Below are 25,239 nucleotides of genomic sequence, written 5' to 3' on the forward strand. Positions count from 1 at the left end.
GGGCCTCCCGGCGTCGACCCCCGCGTGGTCTCCGCAGGTAGGGGTGCATGGGTCGGGATGGGCCGGGTTTAGCGTCGTACGCATGCTGCCCGCCGAGTTGCGCGACGTCGATCGGGGCCATCTGCGGGTCGCTGTGGGTGACACCACCTACCGGCGTGGGCTTGGGTACGCCCAGGAGGGAGCCGTCCTCCAGGTGTCGTGGCGCCCGGCGGGGAACACCCTGGCCGGTGTGGTCGCGGGAAGCCACGCAGAGCGGTACCTGACCACCGTGCAGTTCACCGGCGTCGGCTCCGGTGAGCAGTGGTGGTTCGAGGGCGGGCGGTGCACCTGCCCGGTCGGCCTCGACTGCAAGCACGCCGTCGCGCTGGTGCTGGCGGCGGCCACCCGCGCCGGCGATGCCGGTGCCGAGGCCCGTGCCGACTCGGGCGGCGCCGGTTCGGGCGGTGCCAACGGAGCCCCTGCGCGCCGGGCTGGCGCCACCGATCCACGGGACTGGGCGTCGTCGCTGTCGGCCCTGATCGGCGAGCGGTCGGCCACGAACGAGCCGCACGGCACGACGCCGCTCGCCATCGAGCTGACGCTATCCGCCGAGCCCGCCGGAGTGCCGGCGGCGCGGTCGAGCCGTGGCGGGAGGGGCCGTCGGCGCAGTGGCGGAAGGGGCGGCGCAGGTCACGGGGCCGGTCACGGCGACGGGCTGTCAGTGGGTGTGCGGGCACGGCTGGTGAAGGCGGGGAAGACCGGCTGGATCAACGCGCTCCCCTGGTCGAGGCTGAACTCTCCGTACGGCGCTCAGCGCGACGACTATCTCCCGGCGCACCTGCGAATTCTGCGGGAGATGTACGCCGTCTACCTTTCCGGCCAGGAGGAGACGGGTTACGGCGCCTACGTGTACGGCGACGTGAAATACCTCGACCTCGGCGCCTTCACGAGTCCGCGGCTGTGGCCGCTGCTCGACGAGGCCGCCGCGGCCGGGGTCCGGCTGGTGCACGGAAACCGGCGGCTCGGCGACATCGAACGGTACGGTTCCGTGGAGCTGTGCCTGGACGTGACCTCATCCGATGCCGATGCTGAAGGCGAAGGCGATATCGAAGCCGGTGCCGCGGAGCTCACCGTCGCTCCCCTGCTGTTCCTGACCGACGTCGACGCGGACCTCGGCGGGGACGTCGATGCGGATGCGGATGCGGCGTTCGCGGTGGCGACGATCGCGTTCATCGGCGATCACGGCGTCGTGGGTATCGACGGGGCGGAGATCGCGGCGTCGGATCGTCCTGAGGACTGGAACCTGCGACTCGTCCGGCTGAGCGTGCCGGCCTCCGCCGCGCTGATCCAGATGACGATGGAGACCGAGGTCCTGCGGATTCCGGCCGCTGAGCAGCCGCGATTCGTCGAAGAGTTCTACCCGCGGCTGCGCCGGGTGGCCCGGATCATCTCCAGTGACGGTTCGTTCGAGCCGCCGGTGATCACACCGCCGGAGCTGGTGCTGCGGGCGGATTTCGGCCCGAGCCATGCCGTCGAGATCGCCTGGGAATGGGCCTACACGGTCGGCGGCACCCGGCAGCGCACGCCGCTGGCCAGCGACAGCGCGGTGGCGGGCGGGTTCCGTGACGAGGTGGCCGAGGCCGAGATCCTCGCCGGGCTGCGGCTGCCACCGGGGTCCACCGCGCTGCTGGCGCCAGGCGGCGGTGGCTATATGCCCCGGTCGCCGGGCGACGAGTACGTCTCGGCCGATCCGGTACGCCTCGCCGGTGTCGAGACGATGCGGTTCGCCACCGGGCTGCTCCCGCAGCTGACCGGGGTCGACGGTCTCACCGTCGAGGTCGGTGGACGTCCCGCGGACTACCGCGAGGCCGGGGAGTTGCTGCGGATCGAGGTGTCGACGGACGACGTCCCGGGTGAGACGGACTGGTTCGATCTCGGTGTCGCCGTCACACTGGCCGGGCGCGAGATCCCGTTCGCGGCGCTGCTGGCGGCACTGAGCCGGCAGGAGTCCTACCTGCTGCTCGACGACGGGGCCTACCTCAGCCTGGACCGGCCGGACCTGCGGGCGCTGCGCACCCTGGTCGAGGAGGCGAAGGCGCTGCGGGACGCCCCGGGCGCCGGCTCCGGCTCGGACGGGGAGCTGCGCATCAGCCGCTTCCAGGCCGGGCTGTGGGAGGAGCTCACCGGCATCGGCGTGGTCGTACGCCAGGCGGAGGCGTGGCGCCGCCAGGTGTCGGGCCTGCTGGCCCTCGACGCCGCCGGCGCCAAGGAGCCGCCGGACACCCTCCAGGCCACGCTGCGGCCCTACCAGGCGGACGGGTTCCGCTGGCTGACCTTCCTGTGGGGATGCCAGCTCGGCGGCATCCTCGCCGACGACATGGGGCTCGGCAAGACGGTGCAGTCACTGGCGCTGATCTGCCACGCCCGCGAGACCGACCCGGGGCAGCCGCCGTTCCTCATCGTCGCGCCGACGAGCGTGGTGGCGAACTGGGCCGCGGAGGCCGCCCGGTTCGCGCCGTCGCTGCGGGTGGCCGCCATCACCGACACACTGCGCCGCCGCGGCGGATCCCTCCCCGAGATCATCGCGGGCGCCGATGTGGTCGTGACGTCCTACACGCTTTTCCGCCTCGACAACGAGGCGTATTCCGCCGTCTCCTGGGCCGGCCTGGTTCTCGACGAGGCGCAGACCGTCAAGAACCACCAGTCGAAGGCGTACCAGTGTGCCCGGCTGCTGCCCGCGCCGTTCAAGCTGGCGGTCACCGGAACGCCGCTGGAGAACAACGTGATGGAGCTGTGGTCACTGCTGTCGATCACCGCTCCGGGGCTTTTCCCGAACCGCGGCCGGTTCGACGCCTACTACGCCCGCCGGATCGAGAAGCAGGGTGACGCCGAGCGCCTGGCGCAGCTGCGGCGCCGGATCCGGCCGCTGATGCTGCGGCGCACCAAGGAACAGGTCGCGCCGGAGCTTCCCGCCAAACAGGAGCAGATCCTGGAGGTCGAGCTGCACACACGGCACCGGCGGATCTACCAGACCCACCTGCAGCGTGAACGGCAGAAGATCCTGGGCCTCATCGGCGATCTGAACCGCAACCGGTTCACCATCCTGCGGTCGCTCACGGCGCTGCGGCAGCTCAGCCTGCACGCCGGCCTCGTCGACGACGAGCACGACGACACGCCCAGCGCGAAGATCGACGTCCTGCTCGAGCAGCTGCGGGACGTCGCCGACGGCGGGCACCGGGCCCTCGTCTTCAGCCAGTTCACCCGGTTCCTCGGCCGGGTCCGGGAAACACTCACCGCCGCCGGCATCGAACACTGCTATCTCGACGGCTCGACCCGCGACCGCCCCGAGGTCCTGCGACGGTTCAAGGAAGGTTCCGCGCCGGTCTTCCTCATCAGTCTCAAGGCCGGCGGATCCGGACTGAACCTGACCGAGGCGGACTACTGCTTCCTGCTCGACCCCTGGTGGAACCCGGCGACCGAGGCGCAGGCGGTGGACCGTACACACCGCATCGGCCAGTCCCGCAATGTCATGGTGTACCGGCTCGTCGCCAGGGACACCATCGAGGAGAAGGTAATGGCCCTGAAGGCACGCAAGGCCGAGCTGTTCTCCGGCGTTATGGACAGTGGTGAGTTCGTCGACACGGCCCTGGACGCCGACGACATCCGCCAGCTGCTTTCCTGACCTCCGGCGCCTAGCTCGCGGTCAGGCCGGGCATGCCGGTCAGGCCGGTCACGGCTGCGGCGATCACGGCCAGGCCGCGGTCGAGGATCTCGGTGCGCCAGGCCTCGTCCGGAGGGTCGAACGCCGCGCGGACGAGCCCGGCGATGCGCGCGGCCTGTTCCTCGGGCACCTCGCCGGCCTCGCCGGCCTCCTTGGCCGTCTCGCGGCCCGCCGCGGCGCGGTGCAGCCAGAGCCAGTTGTCGGCCTGCAGCGCCCGCAGCACCGTGATCGCGTCCTGGGTGCCGAACTCCAGGGTGATCGCGGTCAGCTCGGTGTCGGGCAGCTCGTCCATCAGTGCCCGCGCGGAGTTCCCGCCGATGCGCGTCGAGCTGGACGTCCCGTCGTCGGAGTCCGTAAGCGCCGGGCCGTACCAGGCTCGGGCCCGGTCGAACGCGCCCGCGTCCTCGCCGCCGCGGAAGATCGGTTCCGCGGCGCCGCGCGCGCCCAGGCCGGTGTGCAGGTCGATGTAGGCGATCCGGTCGTAGCCCGTCAGATGCTCACGGATGATCGAGCGCCAGGTCGTGTTCGACCAGCAGGGCTCGGCGCCGCCGTAGAACAGGCCGTCGGGGTGGTGGTACTGACCGGCGGTGATCGCGAGCTGGGTGGCACGCTCCCCCGCCGCGGCGAGGTGCGCGAAGATCTGCTCGTCGGCGGCGGCGTGTGCGGGGCCCTCCCAGTCGGCCGGCAGCAGCCACCGGTGCAGCGCCGCGTACCCCTCGTTCACCGGGCGCCGGTCATGATCGACGAAGTTCCGGTTGATGTCGATGTTGTCCTCGTTGACCCGGCGCCGGTGGGAGAAGCCGAACGGGTTCAGCGCATGCACCAGCACGACCGACATCCCGAGGGCGGTGGCCGGGTCGAACTCGGTGAGGAACCGGAGCTGGCAGGCGGAGCCGGCGAAGCCCTCCGTCCCGTGCGTGCCGCTGACCAGCACCAGCGCCGCGCCACCGCCACCGGGGCCGGGGCCGCTGCCGAGGCCGGGGCCGGGGCCGGGGCCGGGGCCGGGGAGCGGGCCGAGCTGGACTACGTCGGTGAACAGCTCCTCGCCGCCGACCCCCCTCGCCGTGTCGTTGCGCAGCGACGTGATCCGCCCGCCCCGGTCGGCCGCGGCGGCGAGCAGACGGCCGCGGGCCTCGGCGTAGGTGGTGGAGAAGTACATCCAGCCCTCCAGACGATCGCGGAGCGCAGCTCGTGCGGGTTCGGGTCCGGGTCCGGGTTCCGGGTCCGGTTCCGGGCGGTTGCGCGGAACCGCGGTGTTCAGGCCGGTTCCGCGGAACCGCCATCCGCCATCGCGGCAGCCGGGACGGACTGCGGCGGCGGCGCCGCCACGGGTTCTGGGCGGCGGCCGCGGATCTGGCCGAGCGCGGTGACGGCTGCCGTGATGCCGATGAGCAGCGCGAACAGTCCGCGGTAGCCGCTCGCACCGACGACGGCGCCGGCGACCAGCGGGAAGACCAGGATCGCCACCTCGAACAGCAGGCCCGCCATCGGCAGCATCCGGGCCCGTTCGGCGGGGCCGGCGAGGTTCACCGCCCGTGCCTGGAAGGCCGGCAGGCCCAGGCCGTAGGTGCAGCCCAGCGCGAGAGAGGCTACACAGTAGAGCACCGGACTCGAACCGACGAAGACGAACGCGGTGACCGACCCGATCATGCCGATCGTCGTCACGGCCACCACCCGGTCCGAGGCGCTGTCCGGCAGGAAGCGCGACAGCCCCAGCCGGACGGCGATCACCGCGATCGTGTACGTCACGTAGAAGATGTCGAAGTCGAGGTCGCGGCTGTCGGCGAAGGTCGTCTGGAAGCTGTTCATCGTCGTGAAGACGCAGGCGCACAGCAGGACCATCGCCAGCGGCACGATGCTGGGCGACCGGAGCACACTGCGCGAGGCCGCAGGGGCCGACGCCGGGGCCGGGGCCGGGGTCGAGGTCGAGGTCGAGGTCGAGGTCGGGGCCGGGGCCGGGGCCGGGGCCGGGGCCGGGGCATCAGCCGCAGCATCGCGAACCGCGGCCTCGGCGGGAGAGGCGCCGGCGCGAAGGCGCCCCAGGAAGATCGCCAGCGGAACCACCAGGCAGGCCGCGGCCACGGCAAGCCCGGCCCCGGCGACGAAGACCTCCTGGTAGGACAGCCCGGCCCGGCGCAGCGCGTTGCCGAGCACCGGCCCGATCCCGAAACCGACCTGGATCGTCCCCGTCGCGTAGCCGATGAGGGTGGCTCGGTCGGCGTCCGTCGCCAGATCGGAGGCGATCATCGGTGCGGCCGTGTAGGTCACCGACCAGGCCGTGCCGAGCACGACACAGGCCACCACGAGCCACGCGCCGACCGAGTCGGTGGCGGCGGCGAGCAGCGCGGCGGCCGCGTACAGCACACAGGCCACGGCCAGCAGCCGGTGAGGTGCGACCTTGCGCGGGTGCCGCAGCAACAGCAGCAGCGCGATCGCGGTTGTCGGGGCCGCCGCGGCGCAGAGTGCCCCGTAGGTCGCCTCGCTTTCGCCGAGCGATTTCACGAAGGGCCCGATGAGCAGCAGGACCCCGAACGCGGAGGACGCGAACAGGACGCACCCGATCAGCAGGCCGAGAACAGCCTTCTCGGCCGGCGATCGCCGCTGCCTGCCCGACACGGTCTGGGCGGTCGTGATGGTGTCGACCCTCCACTCCCACCTGATGGAGCCGCAGACACGGCAACACGGAAGCCTATGATCCTTGTTTGCGGATCAACTGTAGCTCTTCCACCGTATCTACGGAACAGACTTCCAGACTGTTCGTGTCAGGCGCGATGCCCACGTACGTCCGGTATGCGGTCCTTCACGCATTCAGCCATCCGGGACACCCGAACACCACGACAATGCCCGGATGGCTGGAGACGAAGCGGGCCCAGAGCTCCCGGTCGAGCTTGCCGACGCGCTGCGGCGCGCCCCCGGCGCCCGGGAACAGTGGTCACAGCAGAGCGACGAGCTGCGCCAGACCTACATCCAGTGGGTGGCCGGTGGGCACGGACGGCCCGTACGCCGGCGGCGGGCCCGCCGGACAGCGGAATACGCCGCCCGCGGCGTTCTCATCCGATCGGTGCAGCCAGCCCGGGAACGCAGCGTCTCCCGCGAGATCGGTGCGGCGGTCCTGTGGTGGATGATCGCCACCCTCGCGGTCGGCGCCGTCGAGCTGCTGCTGGCGAAGCTGCTCTCGGATCGGTTCACCTGGGTGGACCTGCGCCACCTCGCCTGGACATCCGCCTTCACCGCCGTCGGGGCCGCCGCGCCGGTCCTTTGGCGCCACCGCCGGGCGCCCGTCGACTCCCCCGGATGACGCCCGGGCGCGGCCCCGGGCCCCTCTGGAAATCTGACACCGATGGCTGGTTTTCGCGGCAGGTTCGGCTGTCGCGTTCACGGTCCTACAGGGCTCATTGTGGCCTTCCACAGAAGGCCCGTTGACTCCGCCGCAGGTACGGGTCCCGCAAGGCCCTGAAGACAAGAGACCACAAGGACGCCTTTAGTCGCCGCCACCGCTGTGCGCCCCCCGCGGCGAAGCAGGCAGCGAACTACCGCCCCGATAGCCGGTCGACGTCCTGAAAGGCCTGGCAGAGGCCAGGAAACCCACGAGGGCAACCGCGCGGCGCCCTCGCCCCGCACCGTCGGCGCCCACCAGGCGCAGCGCCGATCGGACACGGATCAGACCCGGCACCGGCGGGACGGGGTGACGGACGCCGGTAGAGCGATCCGTGGCGGTGACCGCGCTCCCGGCGAGCCGGCCCCGTCGGCGCTCAGGCCCCGTTTCAGACGCTGGTGTCACTTCTCCCCCGCCTGCGCCCAGGGAGACCCGCGCCCGCGTCGGCGAGCGCGGCGCGAGCGCGAGCGCGGCGCGAGCGCGAGCGCGCCGACCGGGGCGCGAAATGCGACCCGTCACCCGACTCGCGGTGGTTCGCACCAGGGAGCACGTGCCATGCCCGTAAGAATGGACAGGGACAGGGACACGCGCACCCGAGGCACTCGGAGGGCCTATGCAGCGGACCGCCACCAGCCGCCACTACCTCATGGTCGAGCCGACGTACTTCGACGTCGAGTACTCGATCAACCCCTGGATGCACCCGGAGCTGCCGACCTACCCCAAGGTCGCGCTCGAGCAGTGGTCCGCGCTGCGCGACCTGTATCTCGAGCTCGGGCACCGGGTGGACGTCCTCGAACCCCGCCCCGGCCTGCCCGACATGGTGTTCTCCGCCAACGGTGCGACCGTCGTCGACGGGCGGGTCCTCGTCGCGCGGTTCCGCCATCCGCAGCGGCGCCCCGAATCCGACGTGTTCCGCGGCTGGTTCACCGACCACGGGTTCAGCGTGGTCCGCCAGGCACAGTGGACGAACGAGGGCGAGGGCGACTGCCTGACCGCCGGGGCCCGCATCCTCGCCGGCTCCGGCTTCCGGACGACCCCCGAAGCCCACACGGAGATCCAGGAGTTCCTCGGCCTGCCGACGGTCACCCTCACGCTGACCGACCCGCGCTACTACCACCTGGACACCGCCCTCGCCGTCCTCGACGACGACCTGATCATGTACAGCCCGCAGGCCTTCAGTGCCGACAGCGTCCGCCGGCTGCAGGAGCTCTACCCGGACGCCATCACCGCCTCCGCCGACGACGCCGAGGCGTTCGGCCTCAACGCCGTCTCGGACGGTCGTCACGTCGTGCTCCCCCACGGCGCCACCGGGGTGATCGCGCAGCTGCGCGAACGCGGCTTCGAACCGATCGGCGTGGACATGTCCGAGCTGCAGAAGGCCGGGGGCGGCCCGAAATGCTGCACCCTGGAGCTGCGCGGCGCCGCCTGATCCGACCCAGCCCTTGATCCGACCCAGCCCTGATCCGGCCCAGCCGTGATCCGGCCCAGCCGTGATCCGACCCAGCCCGGCCGCCGCGTCGTTCAGATGCCGCTCGGCGGCTCCAGCACGGCGCGGGTCGCCTCCATCCAGTTCTGGCCGGAGAGCCGGCGAAAGGCGCTGACCAGGGTCGCCCCGAGATCGAAGTCACGGGCTACGAGCCACTGGGCCTGCAGGCCGCCCCACAGGGCGATGAACTGCCGTGCGACCTCGACCGGGTCCAGGCTCGGATGCGCCTTCCCGTCACGTTGGCGATCGGCGACCAGCCGGGCGTAGGTCTCGACCGCGGCTCGGTGGTGCTGGGCGACGTACTCCTCGGCGGGGTGGCCGGGGATCGCGGCCTGACCGGCGAGAACGACACGCAGCCGCATAACCGCCTCGCGGACGCCCTCGCCACCCGCGTACGCACCGAGGGCGTCCAGGTCAAGGCCGGGCAGGCCGGCGCTGGGCGGCACACCGTCGCGCTCGGCCCGATCCACCGCCAGCTCGTCGTCCCGCTCCAGCGCGGCCACGAGCAGATGATCTTTGCTCGGGTAGTGGTAGAGGACGGTGGCCTCGCTGGTCGCGACCCGCCTGGCGACCTCGGCGATCGTCACCTGCGCGTGACCTTTCTCCATGACGAGATCGAGGACCGTCTGAGCGATCTCTCGTCGGCGCCCGGCCGTCCGGGCGTAGCGGCCGCGCGAGCGGCTGGCCGTCGATGCCATGTACCGAGCATCGCCCATCCGGACTCTGATCTGACATGAAGGTCCCAGGGCCAACTCATGCCCGAAAAGTCTGTTTTATACCTTAACTTCCGCTTGTTGTGAACACATCTTTATGGTTCGCTCAGTTTTCATGACGATCATGATCGACGATCAGTGGCGAGGAGACGAAGGAAGCCTGTGATGAGGTCATTCAGAAAGCCCACGCCTCGCGGCCGGGCGATCCGGCTCGTCGCGGGCGCGCTCGCCGCGGGCCTGCTCACAGCCGCCTGCACATCGGACGGAAAACCCGACGCCGACACCAACGGCACACCGGCCGCGACCGCGTCGTGGAAGAGCAACGTCGGGCGTCCCTTACAGATCTCGACGCCGCTGCCCGGCCAGCCGTGCCGGACCAGGGATGACGGGACACCCGTGGTCACCGGCTCCTGCGTCGACCCGAAGCTGAACCAGCCCTACGTCGACAAGGACGAACGCCGCACGGTCACCGACCCGGAGACCAAGGTCAAGGTCGACTTCCGCTACGTGCACGGAGGCTTCAGCGGGACCGAGGCGACGTTCGCCTTCTACTTCCCGGACCGGTATGCGGGGCGGTTCTTCCAGTACACCTACCCGACCCTGACCACCGACGACGCCGGGCCGGCCACGATCGCCTTCGCCCTCTCGAACGGCGCCTACCTGGTCCGCACCAACAACGCCGGCGGCCTGCCGAAGGCCGGCGAGCTGGGCGGCTACCGCGCGAACGCGGCCGCGGCGAACCTCTCGCGCACCGTCGCCGCCCAGGTGTACGCCGACTCCGCCAAGCCCCGCGGCTACATCTACGGGGCCAGCGGCGGCGCCTACCAGACCATCGGCGCCCTGGAGAACACCGAAGGCGTGTGGGACGGCGGCGTGCCCATCGTCCCCGGCACCCCGAACGCGATTCCGAGCAGCATGACCACGCAGCTGCTCGCGCTGCGGGTGCTTCGTGACAAGTTCCCCCAGATCGTGGACGCGATGGAGCCCGGCGGCAGCGGCGATCCCTACGCCGGGCTGAACACCGAACAGCAGGCGGTGCTCAGGGAGGCCACCCGCCTCGGGTTCTCCCCGCGCGGCTGGTGGGACTACGCCGAGATGGACGGCGGCGCCTTCTACGCGGTGGCCGGTGGCGTCCGCATCCTCGACCCGACCTACGTCGACGACTTCTGGAGCAAGCCCGGCTACGCGGGCACCGATCCGGCGTCCTCGGCCGCCGCCGCCCGCATCCAGTACGACGCCGAGGTGACGGAGCTGGTCGGGAGCCCGCCGACGGGGCTGCGGCTGTCCGGGGTGCCGGCCGGCGACCTGACCGGCGCGGACATCGTCGTCACCAGCGGCGCCGCGGCCGGCAAGTCCGTCATCGCCGCGGGCTCGAAAGGCACCGAGGTCACCTTCCGCAAGGATGCGGACGCCGCCACGACTGCCGCGATCGGCACGATCCGCCCCGGCGACCACGTGCGCCTCGACAACTCGTGGCTGCTCGCGCTGCAGTACTACCAGCGCTATCAGGTCCCCTCGGCGGACATGTACGGCTGGAACCAGTTCCGCGGCGCGGACGGCGCGCCGCTGTACCCGCAGCGGCCGGTCCTCGCCGGGCCGACCTTCGCCCAGGCGGCGAGCGGAGCCGTCCCGACCGGAAAGTTCCACGGAAAAATGATCATGCTCGCCTCACTGCTGGACGTCGAGGCGTTCCCCTGGCCCGCGGACTGGTACCGCACCCAGGCACAGACCACCCTCGGTTCAGAGCTGAACGACAGCTACCGCCTGTGGTACATGGACAACGCGGTGCACAGCTCACCGCGCGACGACGCCGCCGAGACGCACGTCGTCAGCTACGGCGGCGAGGCCCAGCAGGCCCTGCTCGACCTGGACGCCTGGGTCACCCAGGGAACCGCACCGCCCGCCAGCAGCTCGTACACCGTCGGCAGCGACTCGCAGGTGAACCTCGCATCCACCGCCGAGCAGCGGAAGGGAGTACAGCCCGCCGTCAACCTGACCATCAGCAAGGTCGGCACCCGGGACGTCCGGCCGGCAGCGGTGCGCGCCGACGCGAAGCCGGACGAGGCCGTCACGCTCGCCGTCTCCGCCCAGGCACCACCCGGCAGCGGCAGAATCGTCAGTGTCGAATGGGACTTCGACGGCACAGGCAGGTACCCAAACAAGTCCGAAATCGACAAGCCTGATAGTTCCGTCCAGACGTCGACCACGCACACCTTCACCAGGCCCGGGACGTATTTTGCGGTCGTGCGGGTGACCTCCGAACGCAACGGCGACGCGGAGGCGCCCTACACACTCGTCCAGAACATCGCCCGCGCCCGGGTCGTCGTCAAATAGCCCAGGACCACCGAGGCAGGTTCAGCGCCGCACCGACGTCGCAGCACAGCGGCGTCGGTGCGGCCGGCAGGAAAAGCAGTCGTCACAGGCCTGGATGGCGGGACAGAATTCCCCCCATGCTGACACCCTCACGGGCCGTCCAACGGGTGACCACGGACCGCGCCGCTGTGCACGCCGTGCTCGACGAGGCGCTGACCTGCCACGTCGGCTTCGCCGCCGAGGGCCGACCGCACGTGCTGCCCACCCTCCACGCGCGGATCGGCGAGACGCTGTACGTCCACGGTTCGACCGCGGCCCGCCTGCTCACCGCGGCGCGGCCGGAACCGCTGCCTGTGTGCGTGACGGTCTCGCTGCTCGACGGCCTCGTCCTCGCGAGGTCGGCCTTCCACCATTCGCTCAACTACCGTTCCGTCATCATCCACGGGAACGCCGAGTACGTTCTCGACTCCGCGGCGAAGGGACGGGCCTTGGCCGCACTCGTCGACCGGGTTGGCATAGATCGCTCGACGCAGTGCCGCCCGCCCACCTCGAAGGAGCTGGCGGCGACCGCCGTGCTCGCCCTCGACCTGGACGCCGAGTCGACGGACGTCGCGCTCAAGGCCCGCACCGGGCCACCGAACGACGACGAGGCCGACCTCGACTCGGGCTACTGGGCCGGCGTGATCCCGGTCCGCCTCACCGCCGGTTCCGCGGAACCGGCCTGCGACCTGCCCACACCCTCCGGCCTGGCCCCCTCGCTGCGCTGACCTGGTTCGGGGGGCCAACCCGCCGAACGCTCTGGCAGCATCAAAGCCGTGGCGCAAAGACAGGCAGTGGTGGCCGTGCTGACCAGAGCCGGGCGGGTCCTCGTCATCGAGCGGGGGCCGCGGACGGAGCGATCCGGCTACTGGGCGCCGCCGAGCGGGCGTATCGAACCCGGTGAAAGCCAGGAGGAGGCCCTGGTCCGGGAGGTCAAAGAAGAGGTCGGGCTCACCGTGACCCCCAGCGCCAAGGTCTGGGAGTGCGACACCGACGACGGCACCTTCCGGCTCCACTGGTGGACGGCGCCCGCCGAGACCGGCGACCTCCTGCTGGACCCGGACGAGGTAAGCGCCGCCCGCTGGGTGACCCCGGCCGAGTTCCTCGATCTGGAACCCACCTTCCGCGGCGATCATCCGTTCTTCACACAGGTTCTCCCGGACCTGCTCTGACCGCGCGGGAACGACCAACGCCGCATTCCCCCAGCGACAATCCGTGCCCGCGGGAACTGATGGCCCGTCACAGCCGTTTCCCCGGCTGCGTGATCCGGTCAATGCAGTCCAGTCCGGTCAATGCAGTCCGATGGCTGCAGTTCGTGTCGTCGAGGGGAACGTGAGCATCAATGCCTGCCCGGTTCACCCAGTGCGCCCGCCGCGTCATCGAGATCTCCCAGGAGGAGGCGCTCCAGCTCGGTCACGGCGCTATCCGGACGGAGCATCTCCTGCTCGCCCTGCTCCATGAGGACTCGGGGCGGGCAGGCACGTTGCTGCGCTCCGTTGGCTTGACGGTCGACAACGCCCGCCGCCTCGCCCGGGAACTCGGCAGCACGGACGAGGGCACGCCGGGGCCTCATCTGCCTTTCACCCCACGCACGAAGAACGTCCTGGGTCGATCGCTTCAGGAGATGACCGCCCGTCGACATGAACGCATCGACGCGGAACATCTGCTGCTCGCGCTGTTCGGCGAGGACGTCCGCGGCGGGCACCAGCTGCTCACCCAACTCGGCGTCGACCCGTCGCAGATACGGAGCCAGGTCGAGGAAGCCCTCTCACAGACCCCGGCCTGATCTCAGCGGCGAGAGCGACCCGCCGGACACCACCAAATCAGCGGTTTCGGCCCCAGCGAGCACGAGGTATCCGGCTACCTGCTGCAGTCCCTCCAGGGATGATCAGCGACTGGAAGCGGCGGCCGGGCTGGCGGGGCGCCTGCGGCGGTTGCGATCCCTCAAGGAATGATCAGCGACGCAGCGGCACGGGCACCGCGCCGGCCCGCTGGACCCGTTGCGATCCCTCCAGGGATGATCAGCGACGCCAGGTACTGGCGCTGACCACCGCCGGCATCACCGTTGCGATCCCTCCAGGGATGATCAGCGACCCGCGGCAAGGCACTCCCTCCCCCCGGTGCCGACTCGTTGCGATCCCTCCAGGGATGATCAGCGACCTGTGCGCCTGATGGCCACGTGGGCGCAAGCACCGGAGTTGCGATCCCTCCAGGGATGATCAGCGACCGCTCCGGCACGAGCCTCAAGAGCCGCAACCTGACGTTGCGATCCCTCCAGGGATGATCAGCGACCCGTGTGTCCGCGGCATCAGACGGTCTCGCCTGAGGTTGCGATCCCTCCAGGGATGATCAGCGACCCGACGAGCACGTCGCGGAAGCCCAACCGGAAGCGTTGCGATCCCTCCAGGGATGATCAGCGACAACGGGGCGACGCGGGTGTCGTCGCCGCCGGTGTAGCGTTGCGATCCCTCCAGGGATGATCAGCGACTTGGACGTCCATGTCATCCGTGGGCACGTCGGCCGTTGCGATCCCTCCAGGGATGATCAGCGACTGCGCTCCCCGATCGGCTGGCCCACGTCGGTCCAGTGTTGCGATCCCTCCAGGGATGATCAGCGACCGGCTACCACGACGGCGCCGCAGCGGGTCGCCGGGCGTTGCGATCCCTCCAGGGATGATCAGCGACGCGGTGATCCTGTGGGAAGGCGAGATCAACGTCACCGGTTGCGATCCCTCCAGGGATGATCAGCGACGGGCGAGCCCGCGCCTGCGGTGATCCTGTGGGAAGGGTTGCGATCCCTCCAGGGATGATCAGCGACACGAACCGGTGGAGGCTGTCGAGGTAGGGCTCGAGTTGCGATCCCTCCAGGGATGATCAGCGACCTGCCACTTCTCGTCACCCGTGGTATCCAAACTACGTTGCGATCCCTCCAGGGATGATCAGCGACATGGCCAGCAGGGCGCCCGCGCCGGCGCCGGACAGGTTGCGATCCCTCCAGGGATGATCAGCGACGCGTCGCCGAGAAAATCCTCGCCGTTCAGCTCGACCGTTGCGATCCCTCCAGGGATGATCAGCGACCCCAGGGTAAACAAGCAGGTCAGCGTGGTTGCGGCGGGCCTTGGCGCGACGGGATTTGCGGCGATCCGCCGGTGATGCATCATCGCAGGTCAGACATCCCATGCTTTTGGATGTCAAGCGGCGGGTGTGAGTGTGACGTTCCGCGGCCAGGCGGTTGCCTCGTCGTAGGGGGTGCGGGTCTTGAGGCAGCCATGCAGGATGCCGACCAGGCGGTTACCGAGCTGGCGGAGGGCGGCGTGGTGGGACTTGCCGCGGCCGCGGATGGCGTCGTAGTAGGCGCGGGCGCCGGGCGAGGCGTTCAGGGCGCAGAAGGCCTGCTGGTGCAGGGCATCGGCAAGCCGGTTGTTGCGGGCGTAGCGGGCCATGACCACGGTCTTGCGGCCTGAGGCGCGGGTGATCGGGCTGGTGCCGGCGTAGTCGCGGCGGGCCTTGGCGTCGGTGTAGCGCTTCGGGTCGTCCCCGAACTCGGCGAGCACCCGGGCAGCGAGGACCGTGCCCAGGCCGGGCTGGGACAGCAGGACCTCAGCGTCCGGGTGCTCGCCAAAATGGGCTTCGACCTGCTCCTCGAGGCGGGCGACCTCAGCGTTGAGCGCGGTCAGCAGCCCAGCCTGGGCGCGCACGACCACGGCGTAGGCCAGCGTCGAGGCCGGGCCTACGGGCAGCTGCTCGGCCCGCAGCGCGGCCCGGATCGCGGCCGCTCTCTCGGGGATCTTCCGCCGGCGGGCCCGCTTCAACACGGCGCTGATCTGCGCGACGGTCAGCCGGGCGGCCTCGGCCGCAGAGGGCGCCTTCGCGAGAAGTTCCAGCGTGTCGGGGGCGTCGAGGTCGTCGAACGCGACGAGGGCAGCCGGGAACGACTCCAGCAGCGCGGAACGCAACCGCTGGACCTGCCGGGTCCGGTCCCAGACCAGGCTCTGATGAGCCCGGGCGACGAGCTTCACCGCGTCGGCCAGGTCGCTGTCCCCGGCGACCTGGCGCAGCTGGTGGCGGTCGGTACGGACCATGTCCGCCAGGGCGTGCGCGTCACCGGCGTCGCTTTTGGCCCCGGACGTCGAGTACCGCTCCCGGTAACGAGCGGCCTGCAGCGGGTTCACCGCGATCACTCGGTAGCCGGCGGCGACCAGCGCGGATACCCACGGACCACGGTCCGTCTCGATCCCGACCACAACCTGCCCAGGGTCGGCGTCCTCGGGCAGATGCTGTCCGACCATGGCGTGCAGCCGGGCGATGCCCGCCGCGCCCTCCGGCACCCTGGCCTTCGTCAGCCGCCGGCCGGCGTCGTCCTGCACCTCCACATCATGGTGGTCCTCCGCCCAGTCGTCCCCGACGAACAGCACTCAGGCCTCCTCCGCACCGGCAGCATTTCCGGCAGCCACGGGAGATCCACCACGCCCTAATGGTCAAGTGGTCACGCCAGCTCGACGGCCACGACATCCCATCAGCAGTCAGCTCTCCCGACCACCGGCAGGGGCACGGTCTGACCTTAGGACTCGACTTCGGTCCAGAAGCGCTGAGTGCTCACCTGCCAGCGGCTACCGGCACCGAGCCTGCCCTAGAGCGACCCGGTACGTCCCATTAGAAGCTTGAGCAAGATGCATGTCGCGTTCGTCGATGTCGGGGCTCGCTCCGACCTCGGGGCGGGCACCGCGGCTCCGGCCGACGCGCCCAGCTCGCCCGCTCAGACAAACCGCGCTCCGATGGCAACAAGCGCTCACCTCCATCGGATTACCCAGGTCGTCCGGCACGCGTCCGCCAGCCGATCGTAGCTGTTCCGCCGGCATGGGAATTACCGGATGGCGGGAACCCTGTATAGCGCCGCGTCCGCCCGGAGAGCGTGGTGGTGCCGGCGGCGGCGTTCGTACTGGCGGGGGTGGGGCGTTGTCCGTCAGGTATGGGCGATGGGTATTGTTCGTCCGGCAGGATGCTCGTCATGACCGATGGGCGCCACGCTACCGGGGGGTATGCATGCGGTTCAGAGTTGATGTGGGTGCCAGCGTGCCCACCATTCCCTGGCGGGACGTGTTCGGCCCGGCCAGGGCGGTTGCCTATCATCTGATCAACCGAAAGGACTCGGATCTCGCCACCGAGCTTCACGATCAGGGTTATGCGGGCAGCAGCCTGCGCCCACTGGGGTTGTCCCCGCCGAGTTTCCGCGGGACAAGTCGCGGCCACAACGTCTACCGTGCGTCGGGGGATGGCTCGCTCTGGTTTGGTTCGCCGGTGCCACGGATCGCTGCGGCGATACTCGCAGGCCTGGCCGGCCAGCGCCAGTTGCAATGGGGCAGCGTCGAGCTCGACGTACACGGTATTCAGCTGGTGCCGCCCCCCGACCACTCCGCCGGCGAGGCAGTCTTCGATACGTCCACCCCGGTCCTGGTGCGTCACAGCAGCCGCTATATATTTCCCGGCGATCCCGAATTCATCGGGATGCTGGAACACAACCTGCGTCACAAGGCCGATCTGCTGGAGCTCCCGAACCAGGTCGACATCGAGGTTCTCTCGGCAGGCAGGCCACGCAAGTTCCTGTCGCAGAACACGCCTCGGCACGGGTGCCTTGTTCGGACGAGGGTCCGGGCGGCGCCCGCTCTTCTCGACGCTCTGTACGACTGGGGGCTCGGCCTCAACACGAACCAGGGATTCGGGTGGATCCGGTGATCACCATCGCGCGAACGCGGTCAGCGGCACCCCCGGACGAGTCGCCGCCGTTGCTGCGGTTGGCTCCGCACCCGTTCCAACGGGCCGGGGCCTGGGCGGTGACGATCCTCGCCGGGCGAGAGGATCCAGCCGAGATCACGACCGACGATCTCGCCGCCGTCGCCGACCAGATCACTGCTGACGTGGTCCGAGCCGCCCTCGCGGCCAAGGACGCGGCGGCGTACGACTGGTGGAAGGTCCTGTTCGCGCTGTTTCCCAACTCCGAGCCGACCCACGCCAAGCGGTCGCGGGATCGGGGCGTACTCGCCCCGGCGGTGGCCCGGTTCTTCCACCCCGACGCCGACGCTCCAGTCCGCCCCTGCTGCTTCTGCGGAGCGGCGGCGGGAACACTGTGGTCGAAGATGATGCTGCCGCTGTTCGATTCTCCCAAGGCGCTGAACACCTTGCCGCCGGAAACAGCCGGATGGCCCGTCTGCCGGCCGTGCCGAATCTCGTTGTGGGCGATGCCGTACGGCGCCGGGGTCACGGCCGGATCAGCCACGGTGTTGTCGTGCCCGGAGAGTACGGTGGAACGTGCGTTCGTCGCCGCGGGATGCAGGCGGACGGCCCGGATCCGGGCGGCCGGATTCTCATCGCTGCCTTCGGACGCCTCACCGGAGGCGGTCACCCTGTGGGCGTTGCGAGATCACGCCCAGTACGACCGGCCTTCGTCGGTCACGTTGTGGACCTTCAAGAACGACAATCAGGACCCGTGGCTGCGGGTGAGCGAGACCCGGGTCGCCGTGGTGGGTTTCCTGCGTGCGCTGCCTACGGATCCGGCGGCGTACCGGGGATGGCGTTCCCTGCAGCGCGCCTGCCATCAGAAGGACAAGAAAGGCGTCGTCGTCCGGCATGGGCGGGATGTCGTCGCCCGGGCCCTGTTCGAAACCGCCGACCGGCCACCGGACCAGCTGTGCCGCGAGCTGGTCCGCCAGCTCGGCGACCTGGAAGAAGTGAGCGCGCAGAATCTTCGGGACTGGCGGGCGCTGCACGCGCTGTATCTGAGGGAGATGTACGGCATGGATCGGAACCTGCTGGCGCCGGCCACCACGCTGCTGGCCGACTGGATATCCGCCGAGAGGAATCCGCGCGGCCGTTTCAACGAGTACCGGAAGGTCGCGGGCCGCGGTTTCGGCCTGCAGGTGCTGATGATGGAGGCATCCGCGCGGCTGTACCTCGACGGCCGGAACCCGCCGGACGTCACCCGGGTGACGAAGGGCCTGCTGGCCGCGGGTGGAGAGGGCACCAGGCTCCGCGGGCAGCTGTTCTTCGAGGTGGTCGCCGAGCTGGTGGCACGCGGTGTGGAGATCGGTGCGAAGAAGGCCGGCGGCGAGAACCCCGAGAGCTTCGAGAACTCCGATAACGAGAACGAGAACGAGGCGGGCGGCGACGCACCGCTGATCGGTGTCGACGTCGAGCTGGACGGGACCGACCAGAACGAGGAGGAGTACGTCTGATGGCTTTCCTGGCTGGGAAGATCGTGATTCCGGTCGAGGCCGGCGCGCCGAACAACGGCCGCGGCGAGGCGACCGTCGGGCGGGTCAAGAAGACCCGGATTCGGGGCGGGACGTACCCGTACGTCTCGGCGCAGGCGTTCCGCCGGTGGATCCGGGAAACCATGGTCGCCTCGGGCACGGTCCCGTCGCCGACGGTAAGGGTCGGCAAGGCGCAGAACAAGGCGCAGAAGGCCACCACCGCCGCGGACCCGATCCGGTACGCCGACGACGACATCTTCGGCTACATGAAGGCGGGCGCGAAGGAGGACTCCCCCACCACCGTGCGGGATTCCCCGCTGATGGTCGGCACCCTGATGTCGGTCGAGAAGGTGTGGCTGACCGAGGATTTCGGCGTCATGTCGCGCGGGGTCGCCGAGCCGGTTCTGCACGCGCACGAGTTCTACAGCGCCGATCTGGCCGCACCGTTCCTGCTCGACGTCCCGCGGATCGGGACGTTCACCCTGCCCGGTGACGGTGGCGCCGGCCGGCCGAACTACCTCACCGAACAGGACGCCCTGCGCATGGCCGAGGCGGTGCAGGCCGGTGCCACCGCGGGAATGTTCCGTGGTGTCGGCGCCGTGCGGCTGCCACTGGCGGACCGCAGGGAGCGGGTCGCGATCCTGCTCGACGCCTTGGCCGAGCTCGCCGGCGGAGCCAAGAAGGCACTGCACTACGGCGACCGCGGCGCCGCCGTCCTCGCCCTCGTGCCGATGAGCGGCGGGGTGAACCCGCTGGGCTTCGCGATCAGCGGTGAGAGCGACGGCTCGGGTCTGCGGGTCAGCGGGGACGTGCTGCGGGCGGAGCTCGCCGCGTGGGAGGGCGAGTGGGAGCCGCCGGTGCTGATCGGGTGGCGCCCCGGTTTCCGTGACGACCTGCGCAAGCAGTTCGAGGAGGACATGGCGGACGAGATCGCCGACGGTTCGGTGCTTCTCGGGCACCCGCGGACCATCCTGCTCGATCTCGCGCGGCGGGTGCGCGACGGGCGCCACGACGGCTGGTTCGACGACCCCACCCGATGAGCACCGGCACCGCGGGCGGACGGTCCGTCCAGGCACTTCGCGTCGAGCTGTACGCGCCGGTCGCGTCGTTCCGCGACCCGATGTTCCCGAGAGTGACCCGTTGCCTGCCCGTCCCGCCGCCGTCGACGGTGCGCGGGATGCTGGCCGCCGCGTCGGGCAACACCCGGGAGCTGGCGGTGTTCGGGATGGCCGCCAGTTCGTCCGGGCACGGTGTCGATCTGGAGACCTACCATCCGATCGCGGCGGACGGCTCGAACCCTGCGATAGCTGGTCGGGTTCGGACCGTCAAAGGCGGAGCCACCGTCCGGGAGCGGCCGTTCCTCACCGACGTCCGGCTGACACTGTGGATTCCGGAGGCCGACGGCCGTCGCCTCGAACCCGCGCTGCGCCGCCCGGTCTGGGGCCTACGCCTGGGGCGTTCCCAGGATGTCGTCCACCTGGACGGGGTTCCGTGCTGGACGGAGCTGCATCCCGCCGGCACCGCCGGTAACCCGGCTGAGGGCGTCGCGCCGATGGACGGCGTCGCGCGGGTCGGTCACGCCCTCGCGCCGCCCGACGGGCACTGTGCGAGGCAGGCCGTCACCCTGCGGCTCGCCGAGACCGTGAGCTCCGATCGGCTGCGCACCAGCTATGGCTCCTACCTGTGGTGCCGGGAGCCCGGCGGGCTCGAGCGGGTGAGCGGATCCGCCTACCGGGACGACGAACAGGCGGTATGGCTTTTCGACGCCGCTGGTGATCTCTGATGGACTCCGCGGGCCCGCCCGGCCCGAAACAGGCGGGCGTAGAACTCACCGGTTCGGAGCTGGCCGGTCTGCTCGCGAAGTCCGCGGGGCGGTCCGCGACGGGCCGGGCCGAGCTGCTCACCGAGCACTCCGCCGCGGTGCGCGACGCCGCCCGGCGCATCGCCGAACGGATCGGCCCCGCCGGCCCGATCGCGTCCGAGCCTCGCTTCTGGCGGTGGGTGGAGCAGGCCGCGCTGCTGCACGACGCGGGCAAGATCGCCGAAGGCTTCCAGCGGCAGGTGCGGCCCCGCGGAACCGTGTGGGGCGAGCGGCACGAGGTGCTGTCGCTGGCCTATGTGAACCTGCTCGTCGGCGGAGCCGACGGGACCGGCGATGAGGATGCGCGCGACAGGTTGATGACCGCGACCGGCGTCGCCTTCCATCACCGTGCCCTGACCATCAGCGGCGGGCGCGGCGCCGGCCTCGCAGCCAGCTACCCGCCTGACGGCGCCTGGGACCGGCGTTTCGGCTACGACCCCTCCGCACCACCAGGCGAACGGGGGCAGGTGACTGCCGTCCGACATCGTGCTCTCCTCGCCTGGTTCGCGGCCGAGCTGGGCGGTGGCGGGCCGGCGGCCCCGGACGATCGCCGGCTGTGGGAGCACGCCCGGGAGCTCTTCCTCGCCACCCGGGACGCGTGGATCGGAACCGTCCCGGCGGAGCGGGGGCTGCTCGCCGTACTGCTGCAGGGCGCGGTGACACTGGCGGACCATTCCGGGTCCGCCCATGTGGAGCTGCAGCGGCATATGCCACTGCCGCGGGGCTTCCTGGGCCGGCTCGCCCGCCCGTACCCGCATCAGATGTCCGCCGCCGCGACCGACGGGCACCTGATCATGGTTGCGCCGACCGGGAGCGGCAAGACCGAGGGCGGCCTGGCCTGGGCCTCGGCACAGCTCGCGGGAATGCCCGGCGAACCCAGACTGGTGTGGGTACTGCCGTACCGGGCCTCGATCGACGCCGTGGTCGACCGGTTCGCCCGGGATCTCGACCCGTCCCCCGCCCAGGCCAGCCCGGATATCGGGGTGCTGCACTCGACCGCGGCCAGCACTCTGCTGGCCCGCGCCGCCGAGGACGACTGCCCACCGGGCGCCGGCAGCGTCCGCAAGGCACGCGCCCGGGCGCAGGCGATGCGGCTGTCCGCCCAGCGGGTCCGCGTCGCCACCCCACACCAGCTGCTGCAGGCGGCGATCGCCGGGCCTCGATATTCGTCCGTGCTGATCGAGCAGGCCAACGCCCTGTTCGTGCTCGACGAGCTGCATGCCTACGCGCCGGAGCTCTTCGGACGGATCTGCGCGGCGATCAGCCTGTGGACCAGGCTCGGCAGTCGGATCGCGGTGCTGTCAGCCACCCTCGCGCAGCCCATGATCGACCTGGTCACGGACAGCCTCGGTGGCGAGCCGGGCGGGATGGGCAAGCCGGGCGGGCTGGTCCACGTGGTGCGTGCGCCGGCAGGCACCGCGCCGGATCGCCACCGGCTGGCCCTCACCGAGGAACCGATCACTGCGGCCGACAGCCTGCTGACGGTCGCCCGGTGGATGTCCGAGGGCCACAGCGTGTTGCTGGTGGCCAACAGGGTGCGCGTCGCCCGGCGGCTGTTCGAAGCACTTCTCTCCGCCGCCCACGAGGCCTGGCCCGACGACCCGGACGCCGCCGTCCTGCTGCACTCCCGTTTCAGGGGCCGCGACCGGGCCCGGATCGAGCGGCGCATCGCAGCACGTCATCCCGAGCGGTCGGCCGGTGAGCCTGCTCGCCGCCGTGGTGGCCTCGTCGTGTCCACCCAGGTTCTGGAGGTCTCGTTGTGCCTGGACTTCGACCGCGGCGCCAGTGAGCTCGCGCCCGTCGAGGCGGTCGCGCAACGGGCCGGCCGGGTCAACCGCCGCGGACGTCATCCCGACGGCCCGGTGGAGTTCCGGGTCCATCGCTGCGAATCACCGCTGCCCTACGAGCCCGAGGCCCTGGACGCCGCCTGGGCCGCGATGCGAGCCACCGCCACCGCGGCTACCACCGATGCTGAGGCTGAGGTCGCCGCCGATGCTGAGGTTGCCGCCGGGACCGCAACGGCGGCGATCTCGGAGCAGACCATCGACAGCTGGCTGCAGCACGTGTACGCCACGCCGTGGGGCGAACGGTGGGCGGCCACCGCACGCGCGGCCCGCGACGAGTTCACCGAGTCCTTCCTGACCTTCGAGCAGCCGTTCGACGACCGCACCGAATTCGCCGGACGTCTCGACGAAAGCTTCGACACGGTCCAGGTCCTGCACCGCGACGACGTGGACGAGTACCGGGCCCTCGCCGACACCGAACACGGTGACCTGCTGCTCGCCGAGGAACTACTCATCCCGTTGCGATACGGGCAGCTCGCACGCCTGCGTCGGGACGGCCTCGCAGCCCTTGACCGCTCGCTGCGGGTCACCATCGTGGACGCGCCCTACGACCCGGTGAGCGGCCTCGACCTCGGCGACACCGACCCAGACCATTCCGGAGCTGGACGCCGACAGCGCGAAGACCGAGGAGTCGACACCATCCTGTGATTCGACCAGAAACAGAACCAGGAAAAGAAGCAGGCGCTGGAACGGCAGCGGACCGCGACCGCGACGACGGGGTCGGAGGCGTCCACATCAAATACCTCCTGCACTGCCCCCGCCAGCTCTGGCTCTACATGCGTGGCTACCGCCCCGAGGCGCACAGCGACCTCGTCGCCTTCGGCGAGATCGTCGACGAGACGACATACACCCGCCGCCGCGACATCGATCTCGGCGAGGCGAAAATCGACTGGGTCACCACCGGCGCCGTCGTCCACGAGACGAAATCCTCACGGGCTCCGTCACCGGCCCACGAGGCCCAGGTTCGTCATTACTGCCTGCTGCTCGAACGCCGCGGGGTCAGTGTTCGCGGCGGAACGATTCACTACCCGCTGACCCGGCGCACCGTAGACATCTCCTGGGATGACCAGGCACGCGCCCTGGCACTCGTGACCGAAAGTCAGGCCACCGAGGTGATCCAGGCACAGGACGCTCCGCCGCGGCTCGAACGCCCGCGGTGCCGCGGCTGCTCCTATCTCGACTACTGCTGGGAACAGACATGACAGCCGCCGGCCGTACCTACTGGCTCACCGAACCTTGTCGGATCCGCCGCGAGGACAACAGCGTCTCCATAGAACGCGCCGACGCCACGCCGGTACGCATTCCCATCACCGACATCCGAGATCTCGTCGCCTTCGACAACGTCGACATCAACACCGCAGCCGTCAGCCTGCTCAGCCGGCATGGCGTGACCCTGCACGTTCTTGACCACTACGGCAACTACGCCGGGATGGTCGCCGGCGCCGAGGACACCTCGTCCGCACACGTCCTGCGCCGGCAGGTCGCGCTCACCGCCGAGCCGGAGCACCGCCTCACGGTCGCCCGTGCCCTGGTCGAGGCCACCGCGGCGAACGTCCGATGGGCTCTGGACACCGATCTGCTGGGCCCCGCGCTCGACACCCTCGCCGGCCAGCTACCCGAAGCCGACAGCAGCGAGAAGATCATGGGTGCGGAAGGCAACTTCCGCCGCACCGCATGGGCCGCACTCGACGTCACCCTGCCCGCCTGGCTGCGACTCGACGGCCGTTCACGCCGCCCACCCGCGAACACGGGCAACGCCTTCATCAGCTACATCAACAGCATCATCTACGCGCGGGTGCTGACCGCCCTGCGCACCACCCCGCTGCACCCCGCGCTCGGCTTCCTCCACGCCGACACGGACCGGCGCCGCAACACCCTCGCCCTCGACCTTGCCGAACCCTTCAAACCGATATTCGCCGAGCGGCTCCTGCGCCGGGCAGCCGCTCAGAAGACGCTGCGGCAGTCCGATTTCGAAGCCGATGTCGGCAGCGCCTCCCTCAGCAAGGACGGCCGAAAGAAGGTGGCTGCGATGATTCGGGAGGAGTTCGCGGCGACCGTGTACCACCGCACGCTGCGCCGGAAGGTCTCCTACGAGGAGCTGATTCACCTGGAAGCACTGAAAATCGTTCGCCTCTGCCTCGAGGACAAGCCCTACAAGCCGTTCCGGCCGTGGTGGTAGACCATGTTCGTCGTCCTCGTCTACGACACCGCGGCCGAGCGGAACCCACTCGTCCTGCGGACCTGCCGGAAGTATCTGCACTGGGTGCAACGGAGCGTCTTCGAAGGCGAGCTTTCCGCCGCCCAGTACCGAGCCCTCACCACAACACTGCGAACCGAGCTCGACATGGGCTACGACAGCATCCGCATCTACCGCACACGCTCGCCGCAGCTCGTCGACACCGAATGGCTCGGCCAGGAGATGGGCAACCAGGACTCCATCCTGTAGCCACTCCCGATCATGGCCCTGACCTGCGCTGTTACACTACCGCCGGACCGCCGCACTTTCGCCCCCACAACCACCGCCAACAGGCATCCCGACCTGCATGTTCATCTTGGGGTCGCTGATCATCCCTGGAGGGATCGCAACAAGGACGTGCGACCCGCCCGCCGCTGGACTGGGTCGCGTCGCTGATCATCCCTGGAGGGATCGCAACGACCGCG

19 protein-coding genes and 1 CRISPR repeat array are annotated in these 25,239 nt (G+C 70.3%); of the genes, 15 read left to right on the top strand and 4 right to left on the bottom strand.

Annotated elements, in window-relative coordinates; all coding sequences use genetic code 11:
* Positions 1-82: 82 nt before the first annotated feature.
* Complete coding sequence (locus AWX74_RS09595; RefSeq protein ID WP_091273926.1) at positions 83-3,661, top strand: DEAD/DEAH box helicase; 3,579 nt, start codon at positions 83-85, stop codon at positions 3,659-3,661.
* A 10-nt stretch (positions 3,662-3,671) separates the two neighbouring features.
* Here the strand turns inward: AWX74_RS09595 and AWX74_RS09600 are convergent, their stop codons facing one another.
* Both AWX74_RS09600 and AWX74_RS09605 read right to left on the bottom strand, forming a co-directional pair.
* On the bottom strand, positions 3,672-4,859 hold the full coding sequence (locus AWX74_RS09600) for a M14 family metallopeptidase (RefSeq protein ID WP_091273928.1): 1,188 nt from the start codon (positions 4,857-4,859) through the stop codon (positions 3,672-3,674).
* A gap of 98 nt (positions 4,860-4,957) precedes the next feature.
* Entirely contained in the window at positions 4,958-6,316 is a 1,359-nt protein-coding gene (locus AWX74_RS09605) for an MFS transporter (protein WP_114476375.1), read from the bottom strand.
* A 232-nt stretch (positions 6,317-6,548) separates the two neighbouring features.
* On the opposite strand from AWX74_RS09605, the gene AWX74_RS09610 reads away from it, so the two are divergent.
* Positions 6,549-6,998 carry a YdeI/OmpD-associated family protein gene (locus tag AWX74_RS09610; protein WP_091273932.1) on the top strand — a complete coding sequence of 150 codons (450 nt, stop codon included), beginning with the start codon at positions 6,549-6,551 and terminating at the stop codon, positions 6,996-6,998.
* A gap of 691 nt (positions 6,999-7,689) precedes the next feature.
* Positions 7,690-8,505 (top strand): dimethylargininase, encoded by an 816-nt coding sequence (gene ddaH, locus AWX74_RS09615; RefSeq protein ID WP_091273935.1) that lies wholly within the window; start codon positions 7,690-7,692, stop codon positions 8,503-8,505.
* Positions 8,506-8,597: 92 nt separating this feature from the next.
* Here ddaH and AWX74_RS09620 read toward each other — a convergent pair whose 3' ends face one another.
* On the bottom strand, positions 8,598-9,260 hold the full coding sequence (locus tag AWX74_RS09620; protein ID WP_054565407.1) for a TetR/AcrR family transcriptional regulator: 663 nt from the start codon (positions 9,258-9,260) through the stop codon (positions 8,598-8,600).
* Positions 9,261-9,440: 180 nt separating this feature from the next.
* Here AWX74_RS09620 and AWX74_RS09625 point away from each other — a divergent pair, with 180 nt between their 5' ends.
* From AWX74_RS09625 to AWX74_RS09640, 4 genes are all read left to right on the top strand, one after another.
* Positions 9,441-11,609: a PKD domain-containing protein gene (locus AWX74_RS09625; protein ID WP_091273937.1), complete on the top strand. Its 2,169-nt coding sequence runs from the start codon at positions 9,441-9,443 to the stop codon at positions 11,607-11,609.
* Between the two features lie 116 nt (positions 11,610-11,725).
* Entirely contained in the window at positions 11,726-12,355 is a 630-nt protein-coding gene (locus AWX74_RS09630) for a pyridoxamine 5'-phosphate oxidase family protein (RefSeq protein WP_091273939.1), read from the top strand.
* Between the two features lie 48 nt (positions 12,356-12,403).
* Positions 12,404-12,799: an NUDIX domain-containing protein gene (locus AWX74_RS09635; RefSeq protein WP_091273941.1), complete on the top strand. Its 396-nt coding sequence runs from the start codon at positions 12,404-12,406 to the stop codon at positions 12,797-12,799.
* A 170-nt stretch (positions 12,800-12,969) separates the two neighbouring features.
* Positions 12,970-13,413, top strand: coding sequence for a Clp protease N-terminal domain-containing protein (locus AWX74_RS09640; RefSeq protein ID WP_091273944.1), 444 nt, complete (start codon positions 12,970-12,972; stop codon positions 13,411-13,413).
* 80 nt (positions 13,414-13,493) lie between these two features.
* Positions 13,494-14,704: a CRISPR direct-repeat array (repeat unit 30 nt; unit sequence GTTGCGATCCCTCCAGGGATGATCAGCGAC).
* A 113-nt stretch (positions 14,705-14,817) separates the two neighbouring features.
* Here AWX74_RS09640 and AWX74_RS09645 read toward each other — a convergent pair.
* Positions 14,818-16,041, bottom strand: coding sequence for an IS110 family RNA-guided transposase (locus AWX74_RS09645; protein ID WP_091273951.1), 1,224 nt, complete (start codon positions 16,039-16,041; stop codon positions 14,818-14,820).
* Positions 16,042-16,699: 658 nt separating this feature from the next.
* Here AWX74_RS09645 and cas6 point away from each other — a divergent pair.
* The 8 genes from cas6 to cas2 are packed head-to-tail and all read left to right on the top strand — an operon-like array spanning position 16,700 to position 25,024.
* The gene (gene cas6, locus AWX74_RS09650; RefSeq protein WP_242666153.1) at positions 16,700-17,359 is read left to right on the top strand and encodes a CRISPR-associated endoribonuclease Cas6; all 660 of its coding nucleotides are present in this window, start codon (positions 16,700-16,702) and stop codon (positions 17,357-17,359) included.
* A complete protein-coding gene (locus AWX74_RS09655) occupies positions 17,356-18,855 on the top strand; it encodes a hypothetical protein (RefSeq protein WP_242666154.1) in 1,500 nt (499 codons plus the stop codon). Before cas6 ends, AWX74_RS09655 begins: the two co-directional genes overlap by 4 nt.
* The gene (gene cas7i / locus AWX74_RS09660) at positions 18,855-19,913 is read left to right on the top strand and encodes a type I-B CRISPR-associated protein Cas7/Cst2/DevR (RefSeq protein ID WP_091273955.1); all 1,059 of its coding nucleotides are present in this window, start codon (positions 18,855-18,857) and stop codon (positions 19,911-19,913) included. Before AWX74_RS09655 ends, cas7i begins: the two co-directional genes overlap by 1 nt.
* On the top strand, positions 19,910-20,656 hold the full coding sequence (cas5, locus tag AWX74_RS09665; protein WP_091273957.1) for a CRISPR-associated protein Cas5: 747 nt from the start codon (positions 19,910-19,912) through the stop codon (positions 20,654-20,656). The genes cas7i and cas5 overlap by 4 nt, the downstream gene beginning before the upstream one ends.
* On the top strand, positions 20,656-23,226 hold the full coding sequence (locus AWX74_RS09670) for a CRISPR-associated helicase/endonuclease Cas3 (protein WP_091273961.1): 2,571 nt from the start codon (positions 20,656-20,658) through the stop codon (positions 23,224-23,226). The genes cas5 and AWX74_RS09670 overlap by 1 nt, the downstream gene beginning before the upstream one ends.
* On the top strand, positions 23,223-23,780 hold the full coding sequence (locus tag AWX74_RS09675) for a CRISPR-associated protein Cas4 (RefSeq protein ID WP_242666155.1): 558 nt from the start codon (positions 23,223-23,225) through the stop codon (positions 23,778-23,780). Before AWX74_RS09670 ends, AWX74_RS09675 begins: the two co-directional genes overlap by 4 nt.
* Positions 23,777-24,757, top strand: a complete 981-nt coding sequence (cas1b, locus tag AWX74_RS09680; RefSeq protein WP_091273963.1) for a type I-B CRISPR-associated endonuclease Cas1b — start codon at positions 23,777-23,779, stop codon at positions 24,755-24,757. Before AWX74_RS09675 ends, cas1b begins: the two co-directional genes overlap by 4 nt.
* A gap of 3 nt (positions 24,758-24,760) precedes the next feature.
* On the top strand, positions 24,761-25,024 hold the full coding sequence (gene cas2, locus AWX74_RS09685; RefSeq protein WP_091273968.1) for a CRISPR-associated endonuclease Cas2: 264 nt from the start codon (positions 24,761-24,763) through the stop codon (positions 25,022-25,024).
* Positions 25,025-25,239 lie beyond the last annotated feature (215 nt).

This window comes from Parafrankia irregularis, assembly GCF_001536285.1.
Lineage (GTDB): Bacteria > Actinomycetota > Actinomycetes > Frankiales > Frankiaceae > Parafrankia > Parafrankia irregularis.

Excerpts from the sequence above, each read along its gene's own strand:
- AWX74_RS09600 (WP_091273928.1), bottom strand. The coding sequence starts at position 4,859 with ATGTACTTCTCCACCACCTACGCCGAGGCCCGCGGCCGTCTGCTCGCC.
- AWX74_RS09640 (WP_091273944.1), top strand. The coding sequence starts at position 12,970 with ATGCCTGCCCGGTTCACCCAGTGCGCCCGCCGCGTCATCGAGATCTCC.
- AWX74_RS09670 (WP_091273961.1), top strand. The coding sequence starts at position 20,656 with ATGGACTCCGCGGGCCCGCCCGGCCCGAAACAGGCGGGCGTAGAACTC.
- AWX74_RS09630 (WP_091273939.1), top strand. The coding sequence starts at position 11,726 with ATGCTGACACCCTCACGGGCCGTCCAACGGGTGACCACGGACCGCGCC.
- ddaH (WP_091273935.1), top strand. The coding sequence starts at position 7,690 with ATGCAGCGGACCGCCACCAGCCGCCACTACCTCATGGTCGAGCCGACG.
- AWX74_RS09610 (WP_091273932.1), top strand. The coding sequence starts at position 6,549 with ATGGCTGGAGACGAAGCGGGCCCAGAGCTCCCGGTCGAGCTTGCCGAC.
- cas5 (WP_091273957.1), top strand. The coding sequence starts at position 19,910 with ATGAGCACCGGCACCGCGGGCGGACGGTCCGTCCAGGCACTTCGCGTC.
- cas7i (WP_091273955.1), top strand. The coding sequence starts at position 18,855 with ATGGCTTTCCTGGCTGGGAAGATCGTGATTCCGGTCGAGGCCGGCGCG.
- cas2 (WP_091273968.1), top strand. The coding sequence starts at position 24,761 with ATGTTCGTCGTCCTCGTCTACGACACCGCGGCCGAGCGGAACCCACTC.
- cas1b (WP_091273963.1), top strand. The coding sequence starts at position 23,777 with ATGACAGCCGCCGGCCGTACCTACTGGCTCACCGAACCTTGTCGGATC.
- AWX74_RS09620 (WP_054565407.1), bottom strand. The coding sequence starts at position 9,260 with ATGGCATCGACGGCCAGCCGCTCGCGCGGCCGCTACGCCCGGACGGCC.
- AWX74_RS09625 (WP_091273937.1), top strand. The coding sequence starts at position 9,441 with ATGAGGTCATTCAGAAAGCCCACGCCTCGCGGCCGGGCGATCCGGCTC.
- AWX74_RS09595 (WP_091273926.1), top strand. The coding sequence starts at position 83 with ATGCTGCCCGCCGAGTTGCGCGACGTCGATCGGGGCCATCTGCGGGTC.